Origin of the sequence: Sedimentitalea todarodis (assembly GCF_032595355.1) — a bacterium.
GTDB classification, from domain to species: Bacteria; Pseudomonadota; Alphaproteobacteria; order Rhodobacterales; family Rhodobacteraceae; genus Sedimentitalea; species Sedimentitalea todarodis.
Genome location: NZ_JASMWN010000010.1, coordinates 108,013 through 126,901 on the forward strand (window position 1 = coordinate 108,013; position 18,889 = coordinate 126,901).

The 18,889-nt window shown below is 60.7% G+C and carries 19 protein-coding genes; 9 read left to right on the forward strand and 10 right to left on the reverse strand.

The annotated features are described in order from the left end of the window. Positions 1-23 precede the first annotated feature (23 nt). Genes QO231_RS13585 through glmM form a run of 3 tightly spaced genes read left to right on the forward strand, consistent with a single transcriptional unit; the run spans position 24 to position 3,319 of the window. Entirely contained in the window at positions 24-959 is a 936-nt protein-coding gene (locus QO231_RS13585) for a dihydroneopterin aldolase (RefSeq protein WP_316777223.1), read from the forward strand. Then, on the forward strand, positions 956-1,957 hold the full coding sequence (gene folP, locus QO231_RS13590; RefSeq protein ID WP_316777226.1) for a dihydropteroate synthase: 1,002 nt from the start codon (positions 956-958) through the stop codon (positions 1,955-1,957). The genes QO231_RS13585 and folP overlap by 4 nt, the downstream gene beginning before the upstream one ends. Before the next feature lie 15 nt (positions 1,958-1,972). Then, positions 1,973-3,319 carry a phosphoglucosamine mutase gene (gene glmM / locus QO231_RS13595; RefSeq protein WP_316777229.1) on the forward strand — a complete coding sequence of 449 codons (1,347 nt, stop codon included), beginning with the start codon at positions 1,973-1,975 and terminating at the stop codon, positions 3,317-3,319. A gap of 21 nt (positions 3,320-3,340) precedes the next feature. Here the strand turns inward: glmM and QO231_RS13600 are convergent, their stop codons facing one another. After that, positions 3,341-4,219 (reverse strand): DMT family transporter, encoded by an 879-nt coding sequence (locus tag QO231_RS13600; protein ID WP_316777233.1) that lies wholly within the window; start codon positions 4,217-4,219, stop codon positions 3,341-3,343. Positions 4,220-4,393: 174 nt separating this feature from the next. After that, on the reverse strand, positions 4,394-5,416 hold the full coding sequence (gene ilvC / locus QO231_RS13605; protein ID WP_316777236.1) for a ketol-acid reductoisomerase: 1,023 nt from the start codon (positions 5,414-5,416) through the stop codon (positions 4,394-4,396). Positions 5,417-5,553: 137 nt separating this feature from the next. Between ilvC and QO231_RS13610 the strand changes: the two genes are divergently transcribed. The 3 genes from QO231_RS13610 (at position 5,554) to QO231_RS13620 (ending at position 7,675) form a co-directional block, all read left to right on the forward strand. Next, positions 5,554-6,009 carry an Lrp/AsnC family transcriptional regulator gene (locus QO231_RS13610; protein WP_316777239.1) on the forward strand — a complete coding sequence of 152 codons (456 nt, stop codon included), beginning with the start codon at positions 5,554-5,556 and terminating at the stop codon, positions 6,007-6,009. Next, entirely contained in the window at positions 6,006-6,464 is a 459-nt protein-coding gene (locus QO231_RS13615; protein ID WP_316777242.1) for an Lrp/AsnC family transcriptional regulator, read from the forward strand. The genes QO231_RS13610 and QO231_RS13615 overlap by 4 nt, the downstream gene beginning before the upstream one ends. Before the next feature lie 83 nt (positions 6,465-6,547). After that, positions 6,548-7,675, forward strand: coding sequence for an aminotransferase class V-fold PLP-dependent enzyme (locus QO231_RS13620; protein ID WP_316777245.1), 1,128 nt, complete (start codon positions 6,548-6,550; stop codon positions 7,673-7,675). A gap of 30 nt (positions 7,676-7,705) precedes the next feature. Here QO231_RS13620 and QO231_RS13625 read toward each other — a convergent pair whose 3' ends face one another. Together QO231_RS13625 and QO231_RS13630 are read right to left on the reverse strand one after the other, a co-directional pair. Further along, positions 7,706-8,902: a UbiH/UbiF family hydroxylase gene (locus QO231_RS13625; RefSeq protein WP_316777248.1), complete on the reverse strand. Its 1,197-nt coding sequence runs from the start codon at positions 8,900-8,902 to the stop codon at positions 7,706-7,708. 95 nt (positions 8,903-8,997) lie between these two features. Next, on the reverse strand, positions 8,998-9,642 hold the full coding sequence (locus QO231_RS13630; RefSeq protein WP_316777252.1) for a pyrimidine 5'-nucleotidase: 645 nt from the start codon (positions 9,640-9,642) through the stop codon (positions 8,998-9,000). 102 nt (positions 9,643-9,744) lie between these two features. Between QO231_RS13630 and QO231_RS13635 the strand changes: the two genes are divergently transcribed. Then, on the forward strand, positions 9,745-10,398 hold the full coding sequence (locus QO231_RS13635; RefSeq protein WP_316777255.1) for a GntR family transcriptional regulator: 654 nt from the start codon (positions 9,745-9,747) through the stop codon (positions 10,396-10,398). A gap of 79 nt (positions 10,399-10,477) precedes the next feature. Here QO231_RS13635 and QO231_RS13640 read toward each other — a convergent pair whose 3' ends face one another. Then, positions 10,478-12,367, reverse strand: coding sequence for a glycosyltransferase (locus QO231_RS13640; protein ID WP_316777258.1), 1,890 nt, complete (start codon positions 12,365-12,367; stop codon positions 10,478-10,480). A 113-nt stretch (positions 12,368-12,480) separates the two neighbouring features. Further along, a complete protein-coding gene (gene carA, locus QO231_RS13645; protein ID WP_316777261.1) occupies positions 12,481-13,641 on the reverse strand; it encodes a glutamine-hydrolyzing carbamoyl-phosphate synthase small subunit in 1,161 nt (386 codons plus the stop codon). Between the two features lie 184 nt (positions 13,642-13,825). On the opposite strand from carA, the gene QO231_RS13650 reads away from it, so the two are divergent. Then, a complete protein-coding gene (locus QO231_RS13650; RefSeq protein ID WP_316777263.1) occupies positions 13,826-14,290 on the forward strand; it encodes a GatB/YqeY domain-containing protein in 465 nt (154 codons plus the stop codon). 143 nt (positions 14,291-14,433) lie between these two features. Here the strand turns inward: QO231_RS13650 and QO231_RS13655 are convergent, their stop codons facing one another. The 3 genes from QO231_RS13655 to ctaD form a co-directional block, all read right to left on the reverse strand. After that, a complete protein-coding gene (locus QO231_RS13655; protein WP_316777265.1) occupies positions 14,434-14,919 on the reverse strand; it encodes a DUF2244 domain-containing protein in 486 nt (161 codons plus the stop codon). A 101-nt stretch (positions 14,920-15,020) separates the two neighbouring features. Continuing rightward, positions 15,021-15,743, reverse strand: coding sequence for a SpoIIAA family protein (locus QO231_RS13660; RefSeq protein ID WP_316777268.1), 723 nt, complete (start codon positions 15,741-15,743; stop codon positions 15,021-15,023). A 165-nt stretch (positions 15,744-15,908) separates the two neighbouring features. Further along, on the reverse strand, positions 15,909-17,582 hold the full coding sequence (gene ctaD / locus QO231_RS13665; protein ID WP_316777271.1) for a cytochrome c oxidase subunit I: 1,674 nt from the start codon (positions 17,580-17,582) through the stop codon (positions 15,909-15,911). A 296-nt stretch (positions 17,583-17,878) separates the two neighbouring features. Between ctaD and QO231_RS13670 the strand changes: the two genes are divergently transcribed. Beyond that, positions 17,879-18,298: an HIT family protein gene (locus QO231_RS13670; protein WP_316777275.1), complete on the forward strand. Its 420-nt coding sequence runs from the start codon at positions 17,879-17,881 to the stop codon at positions 18,296-18,298. 162 nt (positions 18,299-18,460) lie between these two features. Here the strand turns inward: QO231_RS13670 and QO231_RS13675 are convergent, their stop codons facing one another. Continuing rightward, positions 18,461-18,700, reverse strand: a complete 240-nt coding sequence (locus tag QO231_RS13675) for a MerR family transcriptional regulator (RefSeq protein ID WP_316777278.1) — start codon at positions 18,698-18,700, stop codon at positions 18,461-18,463. Positions 18,701-18,889: the final 189 nt, after the last annotated feature.

Here is an 18,889-nt window from a genome sequence, read left to right on the forward strand (position 1 = left end):
AGGCCCCAACCAAAGGTTCCTAGATGACCTCTGAAATCCGTCTCGCCTTTGCGCATCCCTCCGAACGTGCCGAGGCCACCGCCCCGCAGGAGCCGCTTGACCGGATATCGTTGCGAGATCACATCGTCGCCGTCGATATCGGCGCGTTTCAGGCCGAACGGGGCAAGACCCAGCGGATATGCTTCAATGTCGTTGTCGAAGTGCAGCCGCTCACCGGCCCGATCGACGACGATGTGGACCGCATCCTGTCCTATGACAAGGTGACCGAGGCCATCACCTACGAGTTGGCTGAGGAACGGCTGAACCTGCTGGAAACCCTCGCGGCTCGCATTGCCGAGCGCATCCTGCTGGAGCCGCAGGCGATCCGGGTTTTCGTGCGCGTGGAAAAGCTCGACCGGGGGCCGGGTGCGCTTGGAGTCGAAATCGTGCGCGGCCGCGACCAGATCGCGCAAGAGGTGCTGGAAAGCCCGGTGCATGATGATGATCGGCCGCATCCGCGCCTGACCTATCTTTCCAACCGCGCGATAGCATCAGACAACCTCTCCGGCTGGATCGACCAGCTTGCCGGGGGGGATCGACCACTTGTGCTCTGCGTTGGCGCGCATGAACAGCCGCGCCCGATGACTGGACACAAGATGACGCAGCGGCGAATCGACCTTCTGGCCATCGAACAGAACGCCTGGGCGCTGGCGGCACGCGATCTGCGGTGCAAGGTCGTGGCAACGCGAACCGAACTCGATTGGGCCATGAAGAACGGCCAGATTTCGGTCTGGGCCCCGTCCAAGATCGTGCTGGATGCCGTTGACGGACCATCTGCCGCACCATCTGACTCGGTGGCGCTGGCGGCCTGGTTTGCCGCGACCTTTGCCGCCGATGAAATGCTGGTGATCGGCTCTGACCTGCCAAAGGATTCCGGCGTGTCCTTGCGCGCTGTCTCCGTGGAGCAGCAAATCCTGTGAGCCCGGCCGTAAGACCGCTGGTCCAGCACGGGGCAACCCGGCCAAAGGGGGCGCTGCCCCTCGCGGGCAGTGAGAGCCTGTGGTTCACTCATGCCGAGATACTTGATCGCACTGCACCGCCCCGGCTGGTGCCTGCGTCTGAGTTGCCCGCCGACCTGCTGGAAAACCTCACCGCGCCGCGCAAGGATCTCATGGGGCTCGACATGAGCGTGCCGCAACTCATGGGCATTCTCAACGTCACACCGGACAGTTTTTCCGATGGAGGCGTGCATTTCGACCCCGGGACAGCCCGCAATGCCGCGCTTTCGATGATCCGGGCAGGGGCGACGATTATCGACATCGGTGGCGAATCGACTCGACCAGGAGCCGACACGATTGATTGCGAGGTTGAAACAATCCGCACCGCTCCGGTGATCGCGGCGCTCAGGCAGGAAACCGACCTGCCGATCTCGATCGACACCCGCAAATCGACCGTTGCCCGTGCCGCGCTGGACGCGGGTGCGTCACTGGTCAACGACGTTGCAGGTTTTACCTATGATCCGGATCTCGCCCCTCTCTGCGCCGCAGCAGGTGTGCCGGTCTGCATCATGCATGCGCTTGGGGACCCTGCGACGATGCAGCAGAATCCGCACTATGACGACGTGGTTCTGGATGTTTTTGCCTACCTGCAGACCCGTGTTGCGTCCCTTTCGGCGATCGGGATCCCGCGCGACCGCATGGTGATCGATCCCGGAATCGGTTTTGGCAAGACCGAGGCGCACAACCTCGCGCTTCTGCGCAACCTCAGCCTGTTTCACGGCCTCGGGTGCCCGATCCTGCTCGGTGTGTCGCGCAAACGGTTCATCGGCACCATCGGGCAGGCCCCCGATCCCGCCACCCGCGCGCCCGGTTCGATTGCCGTAGGACTTGCCGCGCTGGCCCAGGGTGTGCAAATCCTGCGGGTACATGACGTAGACGACACTGCGCAGGCGCTGCGCCTCTGGGCAGCGGCGAGATAGGAGCAAGGACATCTGATGCGAGAACTTTTTGGAACCGACGGCGTGCGTGGAACGGCCAATGTGCATCCCATGACCGCCGATATGGCACTGCGCATCGGGGCCGCGGTTGGACGCTATTTCCGGCGCGATGCCGGCGGTGTGCATCGGGTGGTGATCGGCAAGGACACGCGGCTCTCCGGCTATATGTTCGAGAACGCCCTGACTGCGGGTCTGACCTCTACGGGAATGAACGTGCTGCTGCTTGGTCCGGTGCCGACGCCTGCCGTCGGTCTGATGACCCGCTCCATGCGGGCCGATCTGGGCGTCATGATTTCGGCCAGTCACAATCCCGCAGCGGACAACGGCATCAAATTCTTCGGTCCCGATGGCTATAAGCTCTCCGACCAGGTCGAAGCCGAGATCGAGGCGTTGATCGACTCCGGCGTTGAACCCGCGCAGGCCATGAATATCGGTCGCGCCAAACGTATTGATGACGCCCGGTTCCGCTATGGCGAGCGGGTAAAGTCCTCTCTGCCCCGTGACCTTCGGCTTGACGGGTTGAAGGTGGTGATCGATTGCGCAAATGGCGCGGCCTATCGTACCGCGCCGGAAACGCTCTGGGAACTTGGCGCGGATGTGATTCCTGTGGGTGTTTCGCCGGACGGACACAACATCAACCGCGACTGTGGATCGACCAAACCCCGCGCGGCTGCCGAAACCGTTGTTGCCCACGGAGCGGATGTTGGCATCTGTCTGGATGGGGACGCGGACCGGGTCATCATGATTGATGAAACCGGCACCATAGCGGATGGCGATCAGCTGATGGCGCTGCTGGCCACGCGCCGCGCCGCCGAAGGCCAACTTGCCGGAGGTGCGCTGGTTGCGACCGTGATGTCCAATCTCGGGCTGGAACGGCACCTTCAATCAGAGGGTCTGCGGCTTGAACGCACCGGCGTTGGCGATCGGTATGTCGTCGAACGCATGCGCGAAGGGGGCTACAACCTTGGCGGCGAGCAATCCGGTCACATCGTGATGACCGATTACGCCACAACAGGTGACGGCTTGATGGCCGGGCTGCATTTTCTTGCGGAAATGGTCCATTCCGACACGCCCGCCAGCCAGCTTGCCCGCCAGTTCGAACCGGTGCCGCAGCTGTTGAAAAACGTGCGCTACGGCGACGGGCAGCAGCCGCTTGAATTGCCGATGGTCCAGACTGCCATTGCCGATGCGGAAACTGAATTGAACGGCAAGGGGCGGCTGCTGATCCGCAAATCAGGTACCGAGCCGTTGATCCGGGTCATGGCCGAATGCGAGGATCCGGCGATCCTCGATCGTGCGGTCAACAGCATCGTACAGGCGGTGACAGAGGCCGTTACCATCTGATCGATGGCTGGGGTGAGCCGTTCAACTGCCGAACAGCCGCCGCAGGGCGCCAATCTGGCTAAGCGCGACTCCTGACAGGATCAGCGCCATCGCCCAGATCAGCGACGAGGGCAATGGTTCACCCAGAATGGCCACACCCATCAGCACGGACCACACCGGAACCTGGTAGTTCACAAGACTCATGAACACCGGCCCCGCCGTGCGCACGACGGTGACCCGCAGCAGGTTGGCGGCCGCCGTCGGCAGCAAGCCCAGAAAGGCAACCAACCACAGCGTGCGCGCATCCGGCATCGGGGGTGGCCCTTCAACGATCCACGCCATCGGGATCACCAGAAGCGCGCCAAGGATCAGCAACATTGCCGACAATCCGACCGGATCGACCGGGGGCAGGCGACGCATCAACACCGAACTCACCGCATAGCATCCTGCCGCCCCGACACAGGCGATCCGCCCCGGCATTTCCAGCGCAACGCCTGTGCTTTCAAAGGCCTGTCCGCCGATCAGCATCGTGATTCCGGTAAATCCGATGACGAACCCGATGGCCCGACGCAGGGTGATGCGTTCACCCGGCACAAGGAAATGCGCCAGCGGCAAGACCATCAAGGCCACGCTTGCCATCGACACCCCGGCAAAGCCCGAGGTGACATATTGCTGGCCCCAGGACAGTAGCATGAAGGGCATCGCCGAACTGAGCGCGGCAATCACGCAAAGGTTGATCCGTTCGCCACCGTTCGGCGGTGTTGCAAACAGGCGTCCACCACGCAAGCCCCAGACAGCACCGGTCAACAGCGCTCCGAACCCGATCCGGCAGGCGGCCAGCCAAAACGGAGTGATCCCGGCAAGCGCCAGTTCGATCACCAGAAATGTGCCGCCCCAGACTACTCCCAGGATCGATATCATGGTCCAGCTCTTGGCAGTGATTTCGGGGCGGGTATCCATATTTATCAAGGGCCTGTTGTGGAATATTGAAGCGTTGCATCACCTTGGAACGACAAGACCCCGGCAGTTGGCCGGGGTCAAGAAGGAACACTTCGATAGGGATCGAAGGGTGCGCCGAGACGCACCCTGCCTAAGTCAGTTCTTTTCTTTGTCGACCATCTTGCCAGCGGAAATCCACGGCATCATGCCGCGCAGCTTTTCGCCGGTGGCTTCGATCTGGTGCTCGTCGTTGATCCGCCGGGTTGCCTTGAACGACGGTTGGCCAACCTGGTTTTCGGCCATGAAGTCGCGCACGAACTTGCCGGTCTGGATGTCGCTTAGAACAGCCTTCATCCGTGCCTTGGTTTCGTCATATGGCAAGATCCGCGGGCCGCTGACGTATTCGCCGTACTCCGCCGTGTTGGAGATCGAGTAGTTCATGTTGGCGATGCCGCCTTCATAGATCAGATCCACGATCAGCTTCACTTCGTGCAGGCATTCGAAATAGGCCATTTCGGGTGCATAGCCGGCTTCGACCAGGGTTTCGAAACCCATGCGGATCAGTTCAACCAGTCCGCCACAGAGCACGGCCTGCTCGCCGAACAGATCTGTTTCGCATTCTTCGCGGAAGTTGGTTTCGATGATGCCCGATCGCCCGCCGCCAATGGCCGAGCAATAGGACAGGCCGATTTCCAGCGCCTTGCCGCTGGCATCCTGATCCACGGCAACCAGGCAGGGCACGCCGCCGCCTTTGGTATATTCGCCGCGCACCGTGTGGCCGGGGCCCTTTGGGGCCATCATGATGACATCGACGCCCGGTTTGGCTTCGATCAGGCCGAAATGCACGTTCAACCCGTGGGCAAAGGCAATCGCGGCCCCTTCGCGGATGTTGTCATGCACATATTTCTTGTAGGTTTCGGCCTGCAATTCGTCGGGCATGGTGAACATGATCAGGTCGGCCCAGGCCGCGGCCTCGGCAATCCCCATGACCTTCAGGCCTTCGCCTTCGGCCTTTGCGGCGCTGGCAGAGCCTTCGCGCAATGCAACAACGAGGTTCTTTGCCCCTGAATCGCGCAGGTTCAGTGCATGGGCGTGGCCCTGGCTGCCATAGCCCAGAATGGCCACTTTCTTGTCTTTGATCAGGTTGATATCGCAATCGCGATCATAATAGACGCGCATCTTGGCGTTCCTTTCGCTGTCAGATTTCCTTTGCCGGGTGTATCCGGGCTTGAACCGGATTGGGAGTGGTACAGGGTGGATATTGTGCGATAATTCCGGCATATCTATTCGCGAATTCTTCAATAGATGAATAGATCATGCTTGACGACACAGACCGCCGCCTCTTGCGCCTGCTTCAGGCAGAGCCGACTTTGACGAATGCCGAACTCGCGGCGTCTGCAAATCTCACCCCGTCACGAGTCTTTCGACGCATTGAAAAGATGCAGGCCCAGGGATTGACCCTCGGGAAGGAGGCGGTGATCGATTGGTCCGCACTTGGCTATGCGGTTGAGGTCAGCCTCAGGATCACGCTGGACAAGACACAGCCCCGCGCGTTTGACGATTTTATCGCCGCAGCCCGCGAGGTGCCGGAAGTTCTCGAAATACAAACGTTTCTGGGCCGCGTTGACGTACGCTTGGCGGTGATTGCACGGGATATGACGGAATATCAGCAGGTCTATCGCAAGCGCATCCTGACCCTGCCGCACATCGCCGACATCGAAGCGCTGATGCATCTGGCCCGTATCAAGAGCAACGAGGCGCTGCCGCTGTGATCGAACTTGACGACACCGACCGGTTCATTCTTCGCGCGCTGCTCCGTGATGCCAGCCAAAGTGCGGGCGCCATTGGCCGACAACTCGGCTTGTCGCAACCTGCGGTTTGGCGGCGAATCCGGCGGCTGGAAACGGAGGGTGTGATCAAGGGAATACGCCTTCGATTGAATGCCGAGGCGCTTGGTTTTGGAGTCACGGTCTTTCTCGGGGTCAAGCTCGCCCGCAAGGGCCAAGTCAGCCTCGATGACTTTGAACGCGCGGTCAGCGCGATCCCCGAAGTGCAGACCGTCGAGCATGTTCTGGGTCTCTATGACTTCCGTCTGCGCGTGGTTGCCCGCGATCTTTCCGATTTTGAGCGTGTCCTCCGACGGCGCATCATGACCTTGCCCGGCGCAGGCGATGTCGAGGCCAATGTCCTGCTCAGTGAGGAGCGCCGTCCAGGACCGATCGGCTAGTTCACAACAACAAAGAAATGCCAGTTTGCCAAACCTGCGTCCCTCGGGCTATGGAAAGGCTCTGATTGCCACGGAGGATACCAATGCCCGCGCTGCTTGATACCGTTGACCCGGAAGGACTTCAGGAATTTTCCGTTGTCTTTACAGACCGTTCGCTCAACCACATGTCCGCTATGTTCCAGCAGGTGATGCGCGACATCTCCGAGATGTTGAAAGACGTCTACAATGCGGACGCGGTTGCCGTGATTCCCGGCGGCGGCACCTATGGGATGGAAGCCGTCGCCCGACAGTTTACCCGCGATGCCAACGTGTTGGTGGTGCGCAACGGATGGTTTTCCTACCGTTGGAGCCAGATTTTCGAAACCGGTGGTCTGACGGCCCAGACCACGGTGATGAAAGCGCGGCAGACCGCCAACACCAGCCCGTCGCCCTTTGCCCCGGCGCCGATTGACGAGGTTGTTGCCGAAATCCGCTCGAGCCGCCCGGACGTTGTGTTTGCTCCGCATGTTGAAACATCGGCGGGTGTGATCCTGCCGGACGACTATATCACAGCGATGGCCGCCGCCGCACATGAGGTCGGCGCGCTGATGGTGCTGGACTGCATTGCCTCGGGATGTGTCTGGGTCGACATGCGGACGACCGGTGTCGATGTGCTGATTTCCGCCCCGCAAAAGGGCTGGAGTGCGTCACCCTGTGCTGGTCTGGTCATGATGTCAGAGCGGGCCGAGGCAAAGTTGCAGGAAACGACATCCGACAGCTTTGCGATCGATCTTGGCAAGTGGCGGCAGATCATGGTGGCCTACGAGACTGGCGGCCATGCCTATCACGCCACGATGCCCACCGATGCGTTGCGCGATTTCCGCGACACGATGCTTGAAACCCGCGACTATGGGTTTGATCGCCTGCGTACCGCGCAATGGGCGCTTGGCGATGGGGTGCGCGCGATGCTCAGGGACATGGGCATGACATCAGTCGCCGCCGATGGCTTTGGCGCACCGGGCGTTGTGGTCAGCTATACCAGCGACCCGGATATCAAGACTGGCAAGAAGTTTGCCGCGATCGGAATGCAGATCGCCGCAGGTGTGCCGCTGCAATGTGATGAGCCTTCGGATTTCAGCACCTTCCGGCTCGGTCTCTTCGGTCTGGACAAGCTCTATGACGTGGATGGCACCATCGGGCGTCTCAAAGGCGCGCTAGAGCAGGTCCTCTGAGGCCTTGCAGCAGAACGACCGGACGTCACGCTACCTGACGCCCAGTCCCATCTGCATCAGCGTGCGGCGGACAGGCGGCAGCGAGTAGAGGGCATTCAAACCTGCCGCACGCGCGTCGCGCAGCGGGCGGGCCTCCATCATCGACGCGCGGTTCAGCAGATCGATCCCCTGTGCCCGCAACGTGACATCCCGGATGCGGGCGTCGTGATAGGCATCGAGCATCTGTGCATCGCCCAACTCGTCCGGACGCGCCAGTGCAAGGTCGAGCAGGGTGCGCAAATCGGCCAGCGACATGTTCAGTCCCTGTGCGCCAATCGGCGGCACCACATGCGCGGCCTCGGCCATCAGCGCAATTCGCTCGCCTGACATGCGGTCGGCTTTCTGCGTGATGATCGGCCAGATCGTCCTGCGCGAGGCAAGTGTCAGCGCACCAAAAAGCCCGCATGACCGTTCTGTCATAGCGGCTTCAAAGTCGGATTGATCCATCCCGTACAGGGTCGCGGCGCGGGGACCATGCTCCATCCAGACCACCGCTGACGACGGCTGTCCCTCGTAGTCAGGCAGCGGCACCAGCGTAAAGGGCCCGCCGCTGCGGTGAATTTCGGTCGAGACGTTCTCATGTGGCACAGGGTGGGTGACCGCAAAGGCCAGTGCCTTTTGCCCATAACGCGTGGTGTGCACTTCTATGCCGGCTGCCTGCCGCATGGGCGAGTCGCGCCCGTCTGCAGCAATCACCAGCCGCGCCCGGATCCGACTGCCATCGCCAAGGCCAACGCGGGCTTCACTCTGGCGGGTGAACAGGCTGGTGGTGCCGGTACCCGGACGGAAATCAACGTTTGGCAGGTCGCCAAGCCGCGCCACCAGTTCACGGCGCAGCAGCCAGTTGGGTAGGTTCCAGCCAAACGGTTGATCCGAAACATCCGCGGCATTGAAATCGCGTATGATACGTGGTTGCGGACGCGCGCCACCTGCATCGACGATGCGCATGACCTGAAGTGGTGCGGCGAAGGGGGCAAACCGGCTCCAAAGGCCGCAAGGTTCCAGGAGGTTGCGCGCGGGCTGAAGGATCGCGGTGGTGCGCAGGTCTGATCCCTCGGTGTCGCGGCTGGTGATGGGCGGAGCAGGATCGACACAGATCACATCGAAACCGCCATTGCCGAACACGACGGCTGCGGTCAGCCCCGCAACGCCGCCACCGGAAATCAGGATGTCGCAGGAGTCAGCCATCGGATCGGTCCTTCTTGTCCATTCAGCGTAGGTCAGCGTCAGGGCAGAGACCAAGCGACATCCTGTCCCGTCCCGGCGACCGGGCCCTGGTCATCCTAGGCCACTGTTTTCAGAAATGCGCCAAGGTCGTCCGTGTGATGGTGAATATGGTCCGCACCGTGCGGTTCCGGTGCCACGTGCACCGTGCGCATCCCCATCGCATGCGGCGCGGCAAGATTGCGCTGATCATCCTCGAACATGGCCGCGCGGAGGGTATCGGTTCCGTCGCTGGCGAACACGGTCTCAAATGCAGCCCGTTCCGGTTTGGGCAGAAAGCCCGCATGCTCGACGCCATAGACCGCATCAAACAGCCCCGCGAGACCGCGTGCGCCCAGCACGCGTTCGGCATAGGGGGCGCAGCCATTGGTATAGACGATCCGCCGGCCCGGCAGGTCCGCGATCCGGGCACGCAGGTCAGCATCCTGTTCAAGATGATCGAGCGAAATGTCGTGTACATCGGTCAGATAGGGGCCGGGATCGACATCATGTTCGCGCATCAAACCGGCCAGCGTGGTGCCGTATTGGTGCCAGTATTGTTTGCGCAACCGGTCGGCTTGCGCCCGGTCGACTCCAAGCGCATCCATCACGAATTGCGTCATCCGCACTTCGATCTGATCGAACAGGCGGGCCTGGGGCGGATACAGGGTGTTGTCCAGATCGAACACCCAGGTGGTGACGTGGGAAAACGCGGCTTTGACCATGCCCGTGATCTAGGGCACGGGGAGATGCAAATCAACGGTGGGGTTGATCGTCAAGGCCGCGCGCCTGTAGACAGGACAGACCCCAAGGCCGGAAAGGATCGGATGACCTATACCAAACAGCCGCAGACCGATGCCTATAGTCTGATCCTCGAAGCCATAGATGTCGGCATATACAAGCCGGGCGACCGCTTGGTGGAGAGCGATCTTGCCGAGCGCTTTGGCGTATCGCGTACGCCGATCCGCGAGGCGCTGCAGCGGTTGGAAACCCAGTCGCTTCTGGAACGCGACGGTCGGTCGCTCATCGTGGCGTCGCTCACGCACAACCAGATGTCAGAGCTGTACGTGGTCCGGCGCGAGTTGGAAGGGTTGGCCGCGCGGCTGGCTGCGCAACATGCCACGGAAGAGGAGATCGCGGTCTTGCGTGCCATGGTGTCAGCGGATGACGCGCTGATCAACGACCCGGCGGCGCTGGCGCGGGCGAACAGGCGGTTTCACAAGCAGATCCATCTTGCCTCGCACAATCGCTATCTCGTGCAGCAACTTGATCTGGTCCATCGGACGATGGCCCTGATGGCGACCACTTCGCTTGCCGCGCAGGGACGGGGTGAAATCGCGCAGGGAGAACATGATGGCATCGTCAGCGCGATAGAAGCGCGAGACGAGGGCAGGGCCGAAGCCGCTCTGAAAGAACATATTTCGGTTGCGTTCATGACCCGGCTGAAACAGGACGCGGACGCGCGCGAGCGCGCCGAATGAAGCGCCAGGTCATTCACCCAATTGGCGTAGTGTTTCGCTGATTTGACACCCTTGAGCGCGCGGACGCAGAACACCCGGCTCAATCGGTGCCCAGCTCTGAAGGCGCGTGACCGTGCTGGGTCTTGTCCCAGTAATAGGGGCGAAAAACCAACTCGTAGAGCGCCTTGTAGGCCGCGATGGCCGCCAGCGGAAAATAGAGCGGCATCGTTGGAACCCAACGCAGCAGGAACCGCCGTTCGGGAGCGGCGACGGACGTAATCCCGATGGCAAACACCAACAGTTCCGCGCAGATGAACAACCCCGCGATCACGGTGGCGGTTGATGTCGACACCAGCGTGTGCACTGGATGGAACCAGCCCAGAAGCACCAGCCAGAACGACCAGAGCACCGGCGCAAGCAGGAACTGGCACAGGGTGCCGATGAAAAACGCCTGCAGGCCGAGAAACCGTGTCAGGCCAAGATCGGAGAGCAACCGACGCGGGCTTTGCATATGCACGAGGTAGGTGACCATGAACCCCTTGAGCCAGCGCGAGCGTTGCTTGATCCACGGCCAGGGGCGGCAGTTCGCCTCTTCAAACGTCACGGTATCGATCAATTCGGTGCGATAGCCTGCCCGACAAAGTCGCACCCCGAGATCTGCATCCTCGGTCACGTTATGGGCGTCCCATCCGCCCAATTCCTCAAGCTTGTCACGCCGAAAGAACAGGGTCGTCCCGCCAAGGGGAATCACCAGTCCCAGACGCGCGATACCGGGCAGAACCACCCGGAACCAGCTTGCATACTCGATGGTGAAACACCGCGCGAGCCAGTTCGTGCGCGGGTTGTAATAGTCCAGAACCCCTTGAAAACAAACCACATCTTCCGGCGCATCGGCAAATCGGGCCGCAACGGCTTCGAGTTGATCCGGGGCCGGGGCGTCTTCGGCATCCCAGACGCCGATGATATCGCCGCGACAGAAATCGAGCGCATAGTTCATTGCCCGGGGCTTGGTTGTCAGCCCCTCATGGGCCGGGACGCGGATCACCCGCATCCATGCGGGCAACCGGGTTTGGGCCAATGTCTGGCGCGTGACTTCGTCATGTTCCTCCAGCACGAGGATCACATCCAGCAGTGTCTTGGGATAGGTCAGTCGCTCCAGCCGGCGGATCAGGGCACCGGCAATTTCCTTTTCGCGAAACAGCGGCACAAGCACTGAAATCTTGGGGCGTCGGGCGGGAGGCCGCCCTGTGAGCGGTTTCTCTTTGGATGCGATTGCGTGCCGGGGATGAAAGAGAAACGCAGCGAGGGCCGCCAGCTTGAGGGACGCAAACATGATAAGCGTGGCGATCGCCATGATGCTGAGCGCTGCGAGGACCGTCACGGGTGCGAAGATCAGCGCGACCGCCAGCAAGAACAGGATGGCAGGAAGTACCGCACGATTCCCGGATTGCCAGGTGCGGCAACTGTAGCGGGACGCAACGCGGGCCCCCGCCGCCTTGGCCATCGCCATCGTGAACCTATCGGCGATGGAGGCCTCGATCTGGGCGCCGCTGGCAAGGATTGGCCGGACGTCAGCGTAGGTATCGCCGAGTGCCATGCGCACCGCTTCAAAGCGATCCGGCCTGTCCGTGGCTATCAGCACCGTCCCGTTTTCGCGTTTCCATGGAATGACGCGATGTCTCAGCCAAAACCCGTGCGGCATGCGATGACAGAGGTCCTCATCCGGAGGTTCAAGCGTCAGATCAACTTCGCGGATATGATACTGTTGTGCGAGCGCATCACGGATATCGGCCGGGCTGGCCCACCCTTCGGATACCAGGATTTCGCCAATCGGCGCACCCAACGTCAACTGCATATGCAGGGCGCGGATCAATTGATCCAAGGTGATCGACCCGTTGTCGACCAGATACTTGCCCAGGCGCAATCGGCCACGGCCAGGCTCGATCGGGGCCGGGCGTGACATCAGAAGCCGCAGGTTTTGAGTGTTCATCCCGGTCGCCCAACCCGCTGTGAAAGTCGGGGATCAGCGTGAACCTCGTAGAGTTAACAATCGGTTAAGTTGCTGGAACTTATTAATAATGTTAGGAGAGTTTTCGAGAATCTCTAAGTTTGTTGCGCGTTCATCGCCTCTGCAAAACGTTCGAACAAATAGAAACTGTCCTGCGGTCCCGGGCTGGCTTCCGGATGGTACTGGACGGAATAGACAGGGCGGTCGGTCATGCGAATCCCGCAATTGGAGCCGTCAAAGAGGGACCTATGGGTTTCGATGATGCCGTCCGGCAGCGTTTGAGCATCAACGGCAAAGCCATGATTCATCGAGGTTATTTCCACCTTTCCGGTTTCCATGTCCTTGACCGGATGGTTTGCGCCGTGGTGGCCGTGATTCATCTTGACGGTCTTCGCGCCGAGCGCGAGGGCAAGCATCTGATGTCCGAGGCAGATGCCGAAAACCGGGATATCGGTCTTGTCCAATACGTCGCGGATCATCGGCACTGCATAGGTGCCTGTGGCGGCCGGGTCGCCGGGGCCGTTGGACAGGAACACACCATCCGGTTGATGGGCCAGGACGTCGTCCGAGGTTGCGGTTGCGGGCAACACCGTCACATCGCATCCCGCACTGGCCAGGCAACGAAGAATATTGCGCTTGGCGCCATAGTCGATGGCCACCACCTTGAATCTGGGTGCTTTCTGGTGGGCGTAGCCGTCCGGCCAGGCCCACCGCATTTCGTTCCAGCGATAGGATTGTGCGCAGGTGACCTCCTTGGCGAGGTCCATCCCCTCCAGGCCCGCAAACTCGCGTGCCGCCGCAACGAGCGCTTCCAGATCAAAGTTTCCGTCCGGGTCATGCGCCAGCGCCACATGCGGCGCGCCCTGCTGGCGGATCGCGCGGGTCAGGCGGCGGGTATCGACACCGCCGATGGCGATGCGCCCGCGCCGGGTCAGCCAATCCTGCAGGCGCTCCGTAGCGCGCCAGTTGCTGGGCATGGTCGGATCCCATTTCACCACCATGCCCGAGGCAACCGGGTCGGCGGTTTCATCGTCATCCGGATTAACCCCGACATTGCCGATATGGGGGAAGGTGAAGGTGACGATCTGGCCCGCATAGGACGGATCGGTCATGATTTCCTGATACCCGGTCATCGCGGTGTTGAAGCAAAGCTCGGCAGTGGTCTGCCCGGTCGCGCCGAAACCGGTGCCGTAGAAAACAGTACCATCCGCAAGTGCCAGGCAGGCGGTGGGCTTTGGCAGGGCGGATGTGGCCATGGCGCGACTCTCTGATGTGCTGAATTCACGGATACCTAAGCGGCACACGGGCACAGGTCAAGCCCGGTCACGATTTGGGACCCATTGCAATTTCAATGGGTTACGTAATGACGGCATGGTTGTATCGCGCATTTTCCTTCTGTAGTGTCTGGGTTTCGAACTCCATGGGGATGGAACAAGCGATATGAGCATGCGAACGCGGGTGAATGACGCCCTCAAACAGGCGATGCGCGACAAGGCCAAGATGCGCCTTTCGACATTGAGATTGATCTGTGCGGCGATCAAGGATCAGGACATCGCCGTGCGTGGCGAGGGGCCGGACAGTGGTGTCGGTGACGCCGATGTGCTGGCGATCCTGAGCAAGATGACCAAGCAACGACAGGAAAGCGCCCGTGCCTACGAAGAAGGTGGGCGGATCGATCTTGCCGAGAGAGAGCGGCAAGAGATTGAGATCATTGAAGAGTTCTTGCCCAAACAACTGGGCGAGGATGAGATTGCGAAGGCCGTCCGCTCGGCCGTTGAAAAAACCGGTGCCACCTCGATCCGCGACATGGGCAAGGTGATGGCCGAACTCAAGGGCAAGTACACCGGTCAGATGGATTTCGGCAAGGTCGGCCCGCTGGTCAAGGACAGGCTGTGCACCGGTTAGGCCGCTCAGATTAACCTGCGTCAGGCCGCAAGATTTTAGCGCCATGAAGCCTTGGAACGTTGGACGGAACGCGCGCGAATCGGGATGACTCGTGCGGGTGACGCTCACAAACCGATGCCTGGCGGCCACAATGGTCTGGCTGATCACTTGCGCAACGCGCGGTTCAGCTCTTCAAAGAGTGCAATGCGCTCGTCCTCGGAGAGAAAGGCGCCGATTTCGACCTCGCGACCCCCGCCTTTCAGGGTCACGTAATGGGGCACCGGACCGTCGGTTTCGTGCATCTGAGTCGTGGTCCAGTAGCGATTGCATTGCCATTCCTGCGCCGCTCCATTGGGATTATGACGAATGAGGTGCGCGTCCTTGTCAGTGAGCGTGAGGATTTCCAGCACTTGTGCATTGTGATGGTTGCGGTCCAGCGCATACCAGAGCCCGCCGACGGCAAGCAGCAGGAACGGTAGCAGGCCCCAGAGCAGCACGCTGCCCAGAAGCGGCACAAGCGGAATCAGGATCAGTATGAACGTGGCAAGAATAAAGCCGGCATAGCCCTTGGGTGGCAGCGACTGGTGCGGCCAGAGCTGAAGCTCTTGCGCCGGGGCGTTTGCGTCAGATTTCGACCAGTTATAGGGCATCGCAAGGTTCGGGCATGACTTTCAAGCCATACTAGCAAGTACAGCGCTATGGGTGAACGGGATTTGACACCCCGTCCGCCCATTGTGATCGCGTCACGACATCACGCGAGCCAGGCATTTGCCGCGCCGGCATCCTTTTCATCAAAATATCTGGTCTCTGCCGAGATGAAGTGGCGCATCAGTTTCTGGGCCAGTTTCTGCCAGCCTTCATCGCCGAGGATCGCGACCTTGGTGGGGATGTGGCGGTGGTCGCGTACGAGCTTCAGGTGATCGCCTAGCGCCGCCAGACCATGCCAGCCATCAAATTCGCGTAAGTCCAGCAACAGTTTGAACCTGCCATGGTCACGTACATAGGCATCCAGCTTGTCATCGGCGTTGGCATAGGCTGCGGCATCGAGTTTGCCCAGCAACTGGACTTGCAGAATGTTGTTGCCCAGATCCGTCATGTGCAGGCTGCCGAGGGATTCGGTCAGCCAGCGGCGGGCATCGTCCAGTTCGTCCAGGTCGAAGGTTTCCACCGCGCCTGGCATGGCAAAGCCCATCACCTGCACCATGTTTTCGATCCAGTCGGCATCGGTGACAACGGCGATTCTCTCAAACCCTGACCAGTGGCGCATTCCCAGCTTGGCGTCTGCCCAGGCGGCCTTGGCCGTGAAACCTTCAAAGTCGGGACCCATTCGGAGAAGCAGGCGCAGGCGTCCCTGATCTGCGGCGGCCTCATCCATCGCAGGTGTCAGCGTGTCGGCATAGTCATCGGCGGTAAGTGTGCCACTCAACTGGATCTCGAGAATCCCCTCCGGGGTAACGGGGGTGACAGTGATCATCGGAAATCTCCTGTATGTTTCATCACCAAGAGGTAAGGCGCTGCCGGGTTGCCCACAAGAGGCAGGCAGGCTTCCCTGACAATTGGCTGACTGGAGGTGGGATGGCCCTCAAACAAGAAAGGCCCCGGGGTTTCCGGGGCCTTTGTCGTTCATCTGTGGTCGGGATCAGTGGGCGTGGCCCTTGTCCCAGTCTTCCTGCTTGGGCAGCTGCTCGAACGTGTGTTCGGGCGGCGGGCTGGGCAGGGTCCATTCCAGCGTATCGGCGTATTCGTTCCACGGATTGTTTTCCGTCACCTTGGCCCCGCGTCTCAGCGTGTGCCAGATGATCCCGAAGAACAGCAGGAACGAGGCGAAGGACAGGAATGCGCCCATGCTCGACCACCAGTTCCAATAGGCAAAGGCTTCGGGATAGTCGATATAGCGGCGCGGCATGCCCTGACGCCCGAGGAAGTGCTGCGGGAAGAAGGTCAGATTCGCGCCGATGAAGAACATCCAGAAATGTATCTTACCCAGCGTTTCGCTATACATCCGGCCAGACATTTTTGGCAGGTAGAAATACATGCCGGCAAAGATCGCGAACACCGCGCCGAGGCTCATCACATAGTGGAAATGCGCCACCACATAGTAGGTATCGTGATAGTAACGATCCACGGCAGCCTGAGACAGGACGATGCCGGTGACGCCGCCGACGGTGAACAGGAACAGGAAACCGAAGGCAAAGAGCATCGGTGTCTTGAATTCGATCGAACCGCCCCACATCGTCGCGATCCAGCTGAAGATCTTGACGCCGGTGGGCACCGCGATGGTCATCGTGGCCAGCATGAAATAGGCCTGCTGGTTCAGGGTCAGACCCACGGTGTACATGTGGTGCGCCCAGACAACGAAGCCGAGGAAACCGATCGCGATCAGCGCCCAGACCATCGGCAGGTAGCCGAAGACCGGCTTGCGCGAGAAAGTGGCGATGACGTGGCTGATGATGCCGAACCCGGGCAGGATCACGATGTACACTTCCGGGTGGCCAAAGAACCACAGGATGTGCTGGTAGAGGATCGGATCGCCGCCACCGGCCGGATCAAAGAAAGTGAAACCGAAGTTCCGATCCATCAGCAGCATGGTGATCGCACCCGCCAGAACGGGCAGGGAAAGCAGGATCAGCCAGGCGGTGACAAAGATCGACCAGGCAAACAGTGGCACCTTGAACAGGGTCATGCCGGGGGCACGCATGTTCAGGAAGGTGGTGATCATGTTGATCGCGCCAAGGATCGACGAGGCACCGGAGACGTGCACCGCGAAGATCGCGAAATCCATCGACATGCCGCCTTCATTGACCGAGAGCGGTGGGTAGAGCACCCAGCCGACGCCGGACCCGGCCTGGTCGTTACCGCCGGGGGCCAGCACCGAGCAGACCGCCAGGGTGGTGCCGAACACGTAGAGCCAGAACGACAGGTTGTTCATGCGCGGGAACGCCATGTCGGGCGCGCCAATCTGCAAGGGCATGAAATAGTTGCCGAATCCGCCGAACAGCGCGGGGATTACGACAAAGAACATCATCAGGATGCCGTGCGCGGTAATCAGAACGTTCCAGAGGTGGCCGTTGGGAGTGCAGGGGCTCGATGAATCGGCGAAGAGCCGGGCACCTTCCATGCACATGTGCTGAACACCGGGCTCCATGAGTTCAATCCGCATGTAGACGGTGAAAGCGACAGAGATAAAGCCGGCGAATGCGGACACCACAAGATACAGAATACCGATGTCTTTGTGGTTGGTGGACATGAACCAACGCGTGAAGAAATTGCGCTCGTCCGCGTGCTCGTGACCATGAATGGCTGCGTCGGCCATTTGGCGCCTCCTGTTACATATGAACACGCGCAGAGAAACTGGCGCGTGCGAAAATCTATTCAGGTTTTAGAATGACTACAGGTGGGCTTCAATGGCGGAGTTTGATTTGGATCAAGATAAATTGCCGCGCCCCCTTGTTTTGTGCGCCGTCCCGGGGCGCTGCCCCGGACCCCGGAGTGTATGGACAAAGATGAAATCAGGGCCCGCAGGCGGCTGTGTGGGTTGACCTGCCCGCCGAGGCTCCGCACAAAGCGCGGAACACTTGGAAAGAGACCTGGAAACGAGGGAGCGAGCCGATGCCCTATGATGACGACAATATCTTTGCAAAGATCCTGCGCGAAGAGATCCCGTCAATCCGGGTCTTTGAGGACGATGAAACACTGGTGTTCATGGATATCATGCCGCGCACCGATGGCCATTGCCTTGTCATTCCCAAGACACCTTGCCGCAACGTTCTGGATGCCAGCGAGGCGCAACTGGCAGCGGTGATGCGAACGGTTCAGAAGCTGGCACGGGCCGTGATGGTCGCGTTTGATGCAACTGGTGTGACCGTGCAGCAATTCAATGAGGCCGATGGCGGGCAGGAGGTCTTTCACCTGCATTTCCATATTCTGCCCCGTCATGCCGATGTAAGCCTGCGCCCGCCGGGCAGGATGGGAGACATGGAGGCGATCCGGGTCCACGCAGACCGGATTCGCGCGGTGCTTGCAGGGTAGGGCCGCACCGGTTTGGGTTGGCGCTGGCCTTGGACATTCTCAGGGACGCCGAACGCGTGCAGGACCGCGCAGACGTGATCGTGGGTTCCGTGGCGATACCGTCGAGCTCTCTCGCAAGGTCATGCAACTTCGCGATCCGCGCCCTGATTTGCCGTTGCTGTTTCAGCGCAAATTCATGCGCGGCGTCGAGGTGTTTTCCCGCGCGCCTTCAAGCGAGATCAGCGCCGCGACATCGTCCAGAGGCTGGCCCAGCACGCGCGCGTGGCGCATAGGACCCAGCCGCGTAGGTGCTGCCACGTCATAGCGGCGTTGGTTGCCTGCCGTGCGTTCGGGTTCTGGCGACAGTCCCATTTCTTCGTAAGACCGGTTGGCCGGCATCTTGACGTGGGTGCGGCGCGACATCTCTCCAACTGAAGACAGGGAAAGACCTCTTGGGCCTCTCGTCACGAGAGGATCTGCATTGAGTGCCACAGTCAGTAAGAGATGACTGGCAATGCCTCATGAGTGCATTACGATCATCTCGATCCGACCGCCAAGGATGAGCGCGTCGCCTGGGCCGTGGCGGTGAATGTTGGGTTGACGCTGTAGCAG

Excerpts from the sequence above, each read along its gene's own strand:
- QO231_RS13585 (WP_316777223.1), top strand. The coding sequence starts at position 24 with ATGACCTCTGAAATCCGTCTCGCCTTTGCGCATCCCTCCGAACGTGCC.
- glmM (WP_316777229.1), top strand. The coding sequence starts at position 1,973 with ATGCGAGAACTTTTTGGAACCGACGGCGTGCGTGGAACGGCCAATGTG.
- QO231_RS13600 (WP_316777233.1), bottom strand. The coding sequence starts at position 4,219 with ATGATATCGATCCTGGGAGTAGTCTGGGGCGGCACATTTCTGGTGATC.
- ilvC (WP_316777236.1), bottom strand. The coding sequence starts at position 5,416 with ATGCGCGTCTATTATGATCGCGATTGCGATATCAACCTGATCAAAGAC.
- QO231_RS13610 (WP_316777239.1), top strand. The coding sequence starts at position 5,554 with ATGCTTGACGACACAGACCGCCGCCTCTTGCGCCTGCTTCAGGCAGAG.
- QO231_RS13620 (WP_316777245.1), top strand. The coding sequence starts at position 6,548 with ATGCCCGCGCTGCTTGATACCGTTGACCCGGAAGGACTTCAGGAATTT.
- QO231_RS13625 (WP_316777248.1), bottom strand. The coding sequence starts at position 8,902 with ATGGCTGACTCCTGCGACATCCTGATTTCCGGTGGCGGCGTTGCGGGG.
- QO231_RS13630 (WP_316777252.1), bottom strand. The coding sequence starts at position 9,642 with ATGGTCAAAGCCGCGTTTTCCCACGTCACCACCTGGGTGTTCGATCTG.
- QO231_RS13635 (WP_316777255.1), top strand. The coding sequence starts at position 9,745 with ATGACCTATACCAAACAGCCGCAGACCGATGCCTATAGTCTGATCCTC.
- QO231_RS13640 (WP_316777258.1), bottom strand. The coding sequence starts at position 12,367 with ATGAACACTCAAAACCTGCGGCTTCTGATGTCACGCCCGGCCCCGATC.
- carA (WP_316777261.1), bottom strand. The coding sequence starts at position 13,641 with ATGGCCACATCCGCCCTGCCAAAGCCCACCGCCTGCCTGGCACTTGCG.
- QO231_RS13650 (WP_316777263.1), top strand. The coding sequence starts at position 13,826 with ATGAGCATGCGAACGCGGGTGAATGACGCCCTCAAACAGGCGATGCGC.
- QO231_RS13655 (WP_316777265.1), bottom strand. The coding sequence starts at position 14,919 with ATGCCCTATAACTGGTCGAAATCTGACGCAAACGCCCCGGCGCAAGAG.
- QO231_RS13660 (WP_316777268.1), bottom strand. The coding sequence starts at position 15,743 with ATGATCACTGTCACCCCCGTTACCCCGGAGGGGATTCTCGAGATCCAG.
- ctaD (WP_316777271.1), bottom strand. The coding sequence starts at position 17,582 with ATGGCCGACGCAGCCATTCATGGTCACGAGCACGCGGACGAGCGCAAT.
- QO231_RS13670 (WP_316777275.1), top strand. The coding sequence starts at position 17,879 with ATGCCCTATGATGACGACAATATCTTTGCAAAGATCCTGCGCGAAGAG.
- QO231_RS13675 (WP_316777278.1), bottom strand. The coding sequence starts at position 18,700 with ATGTCGCGCCGCACCCACGTCAAGATGCCGGCCAACCGGTCTTACGAA.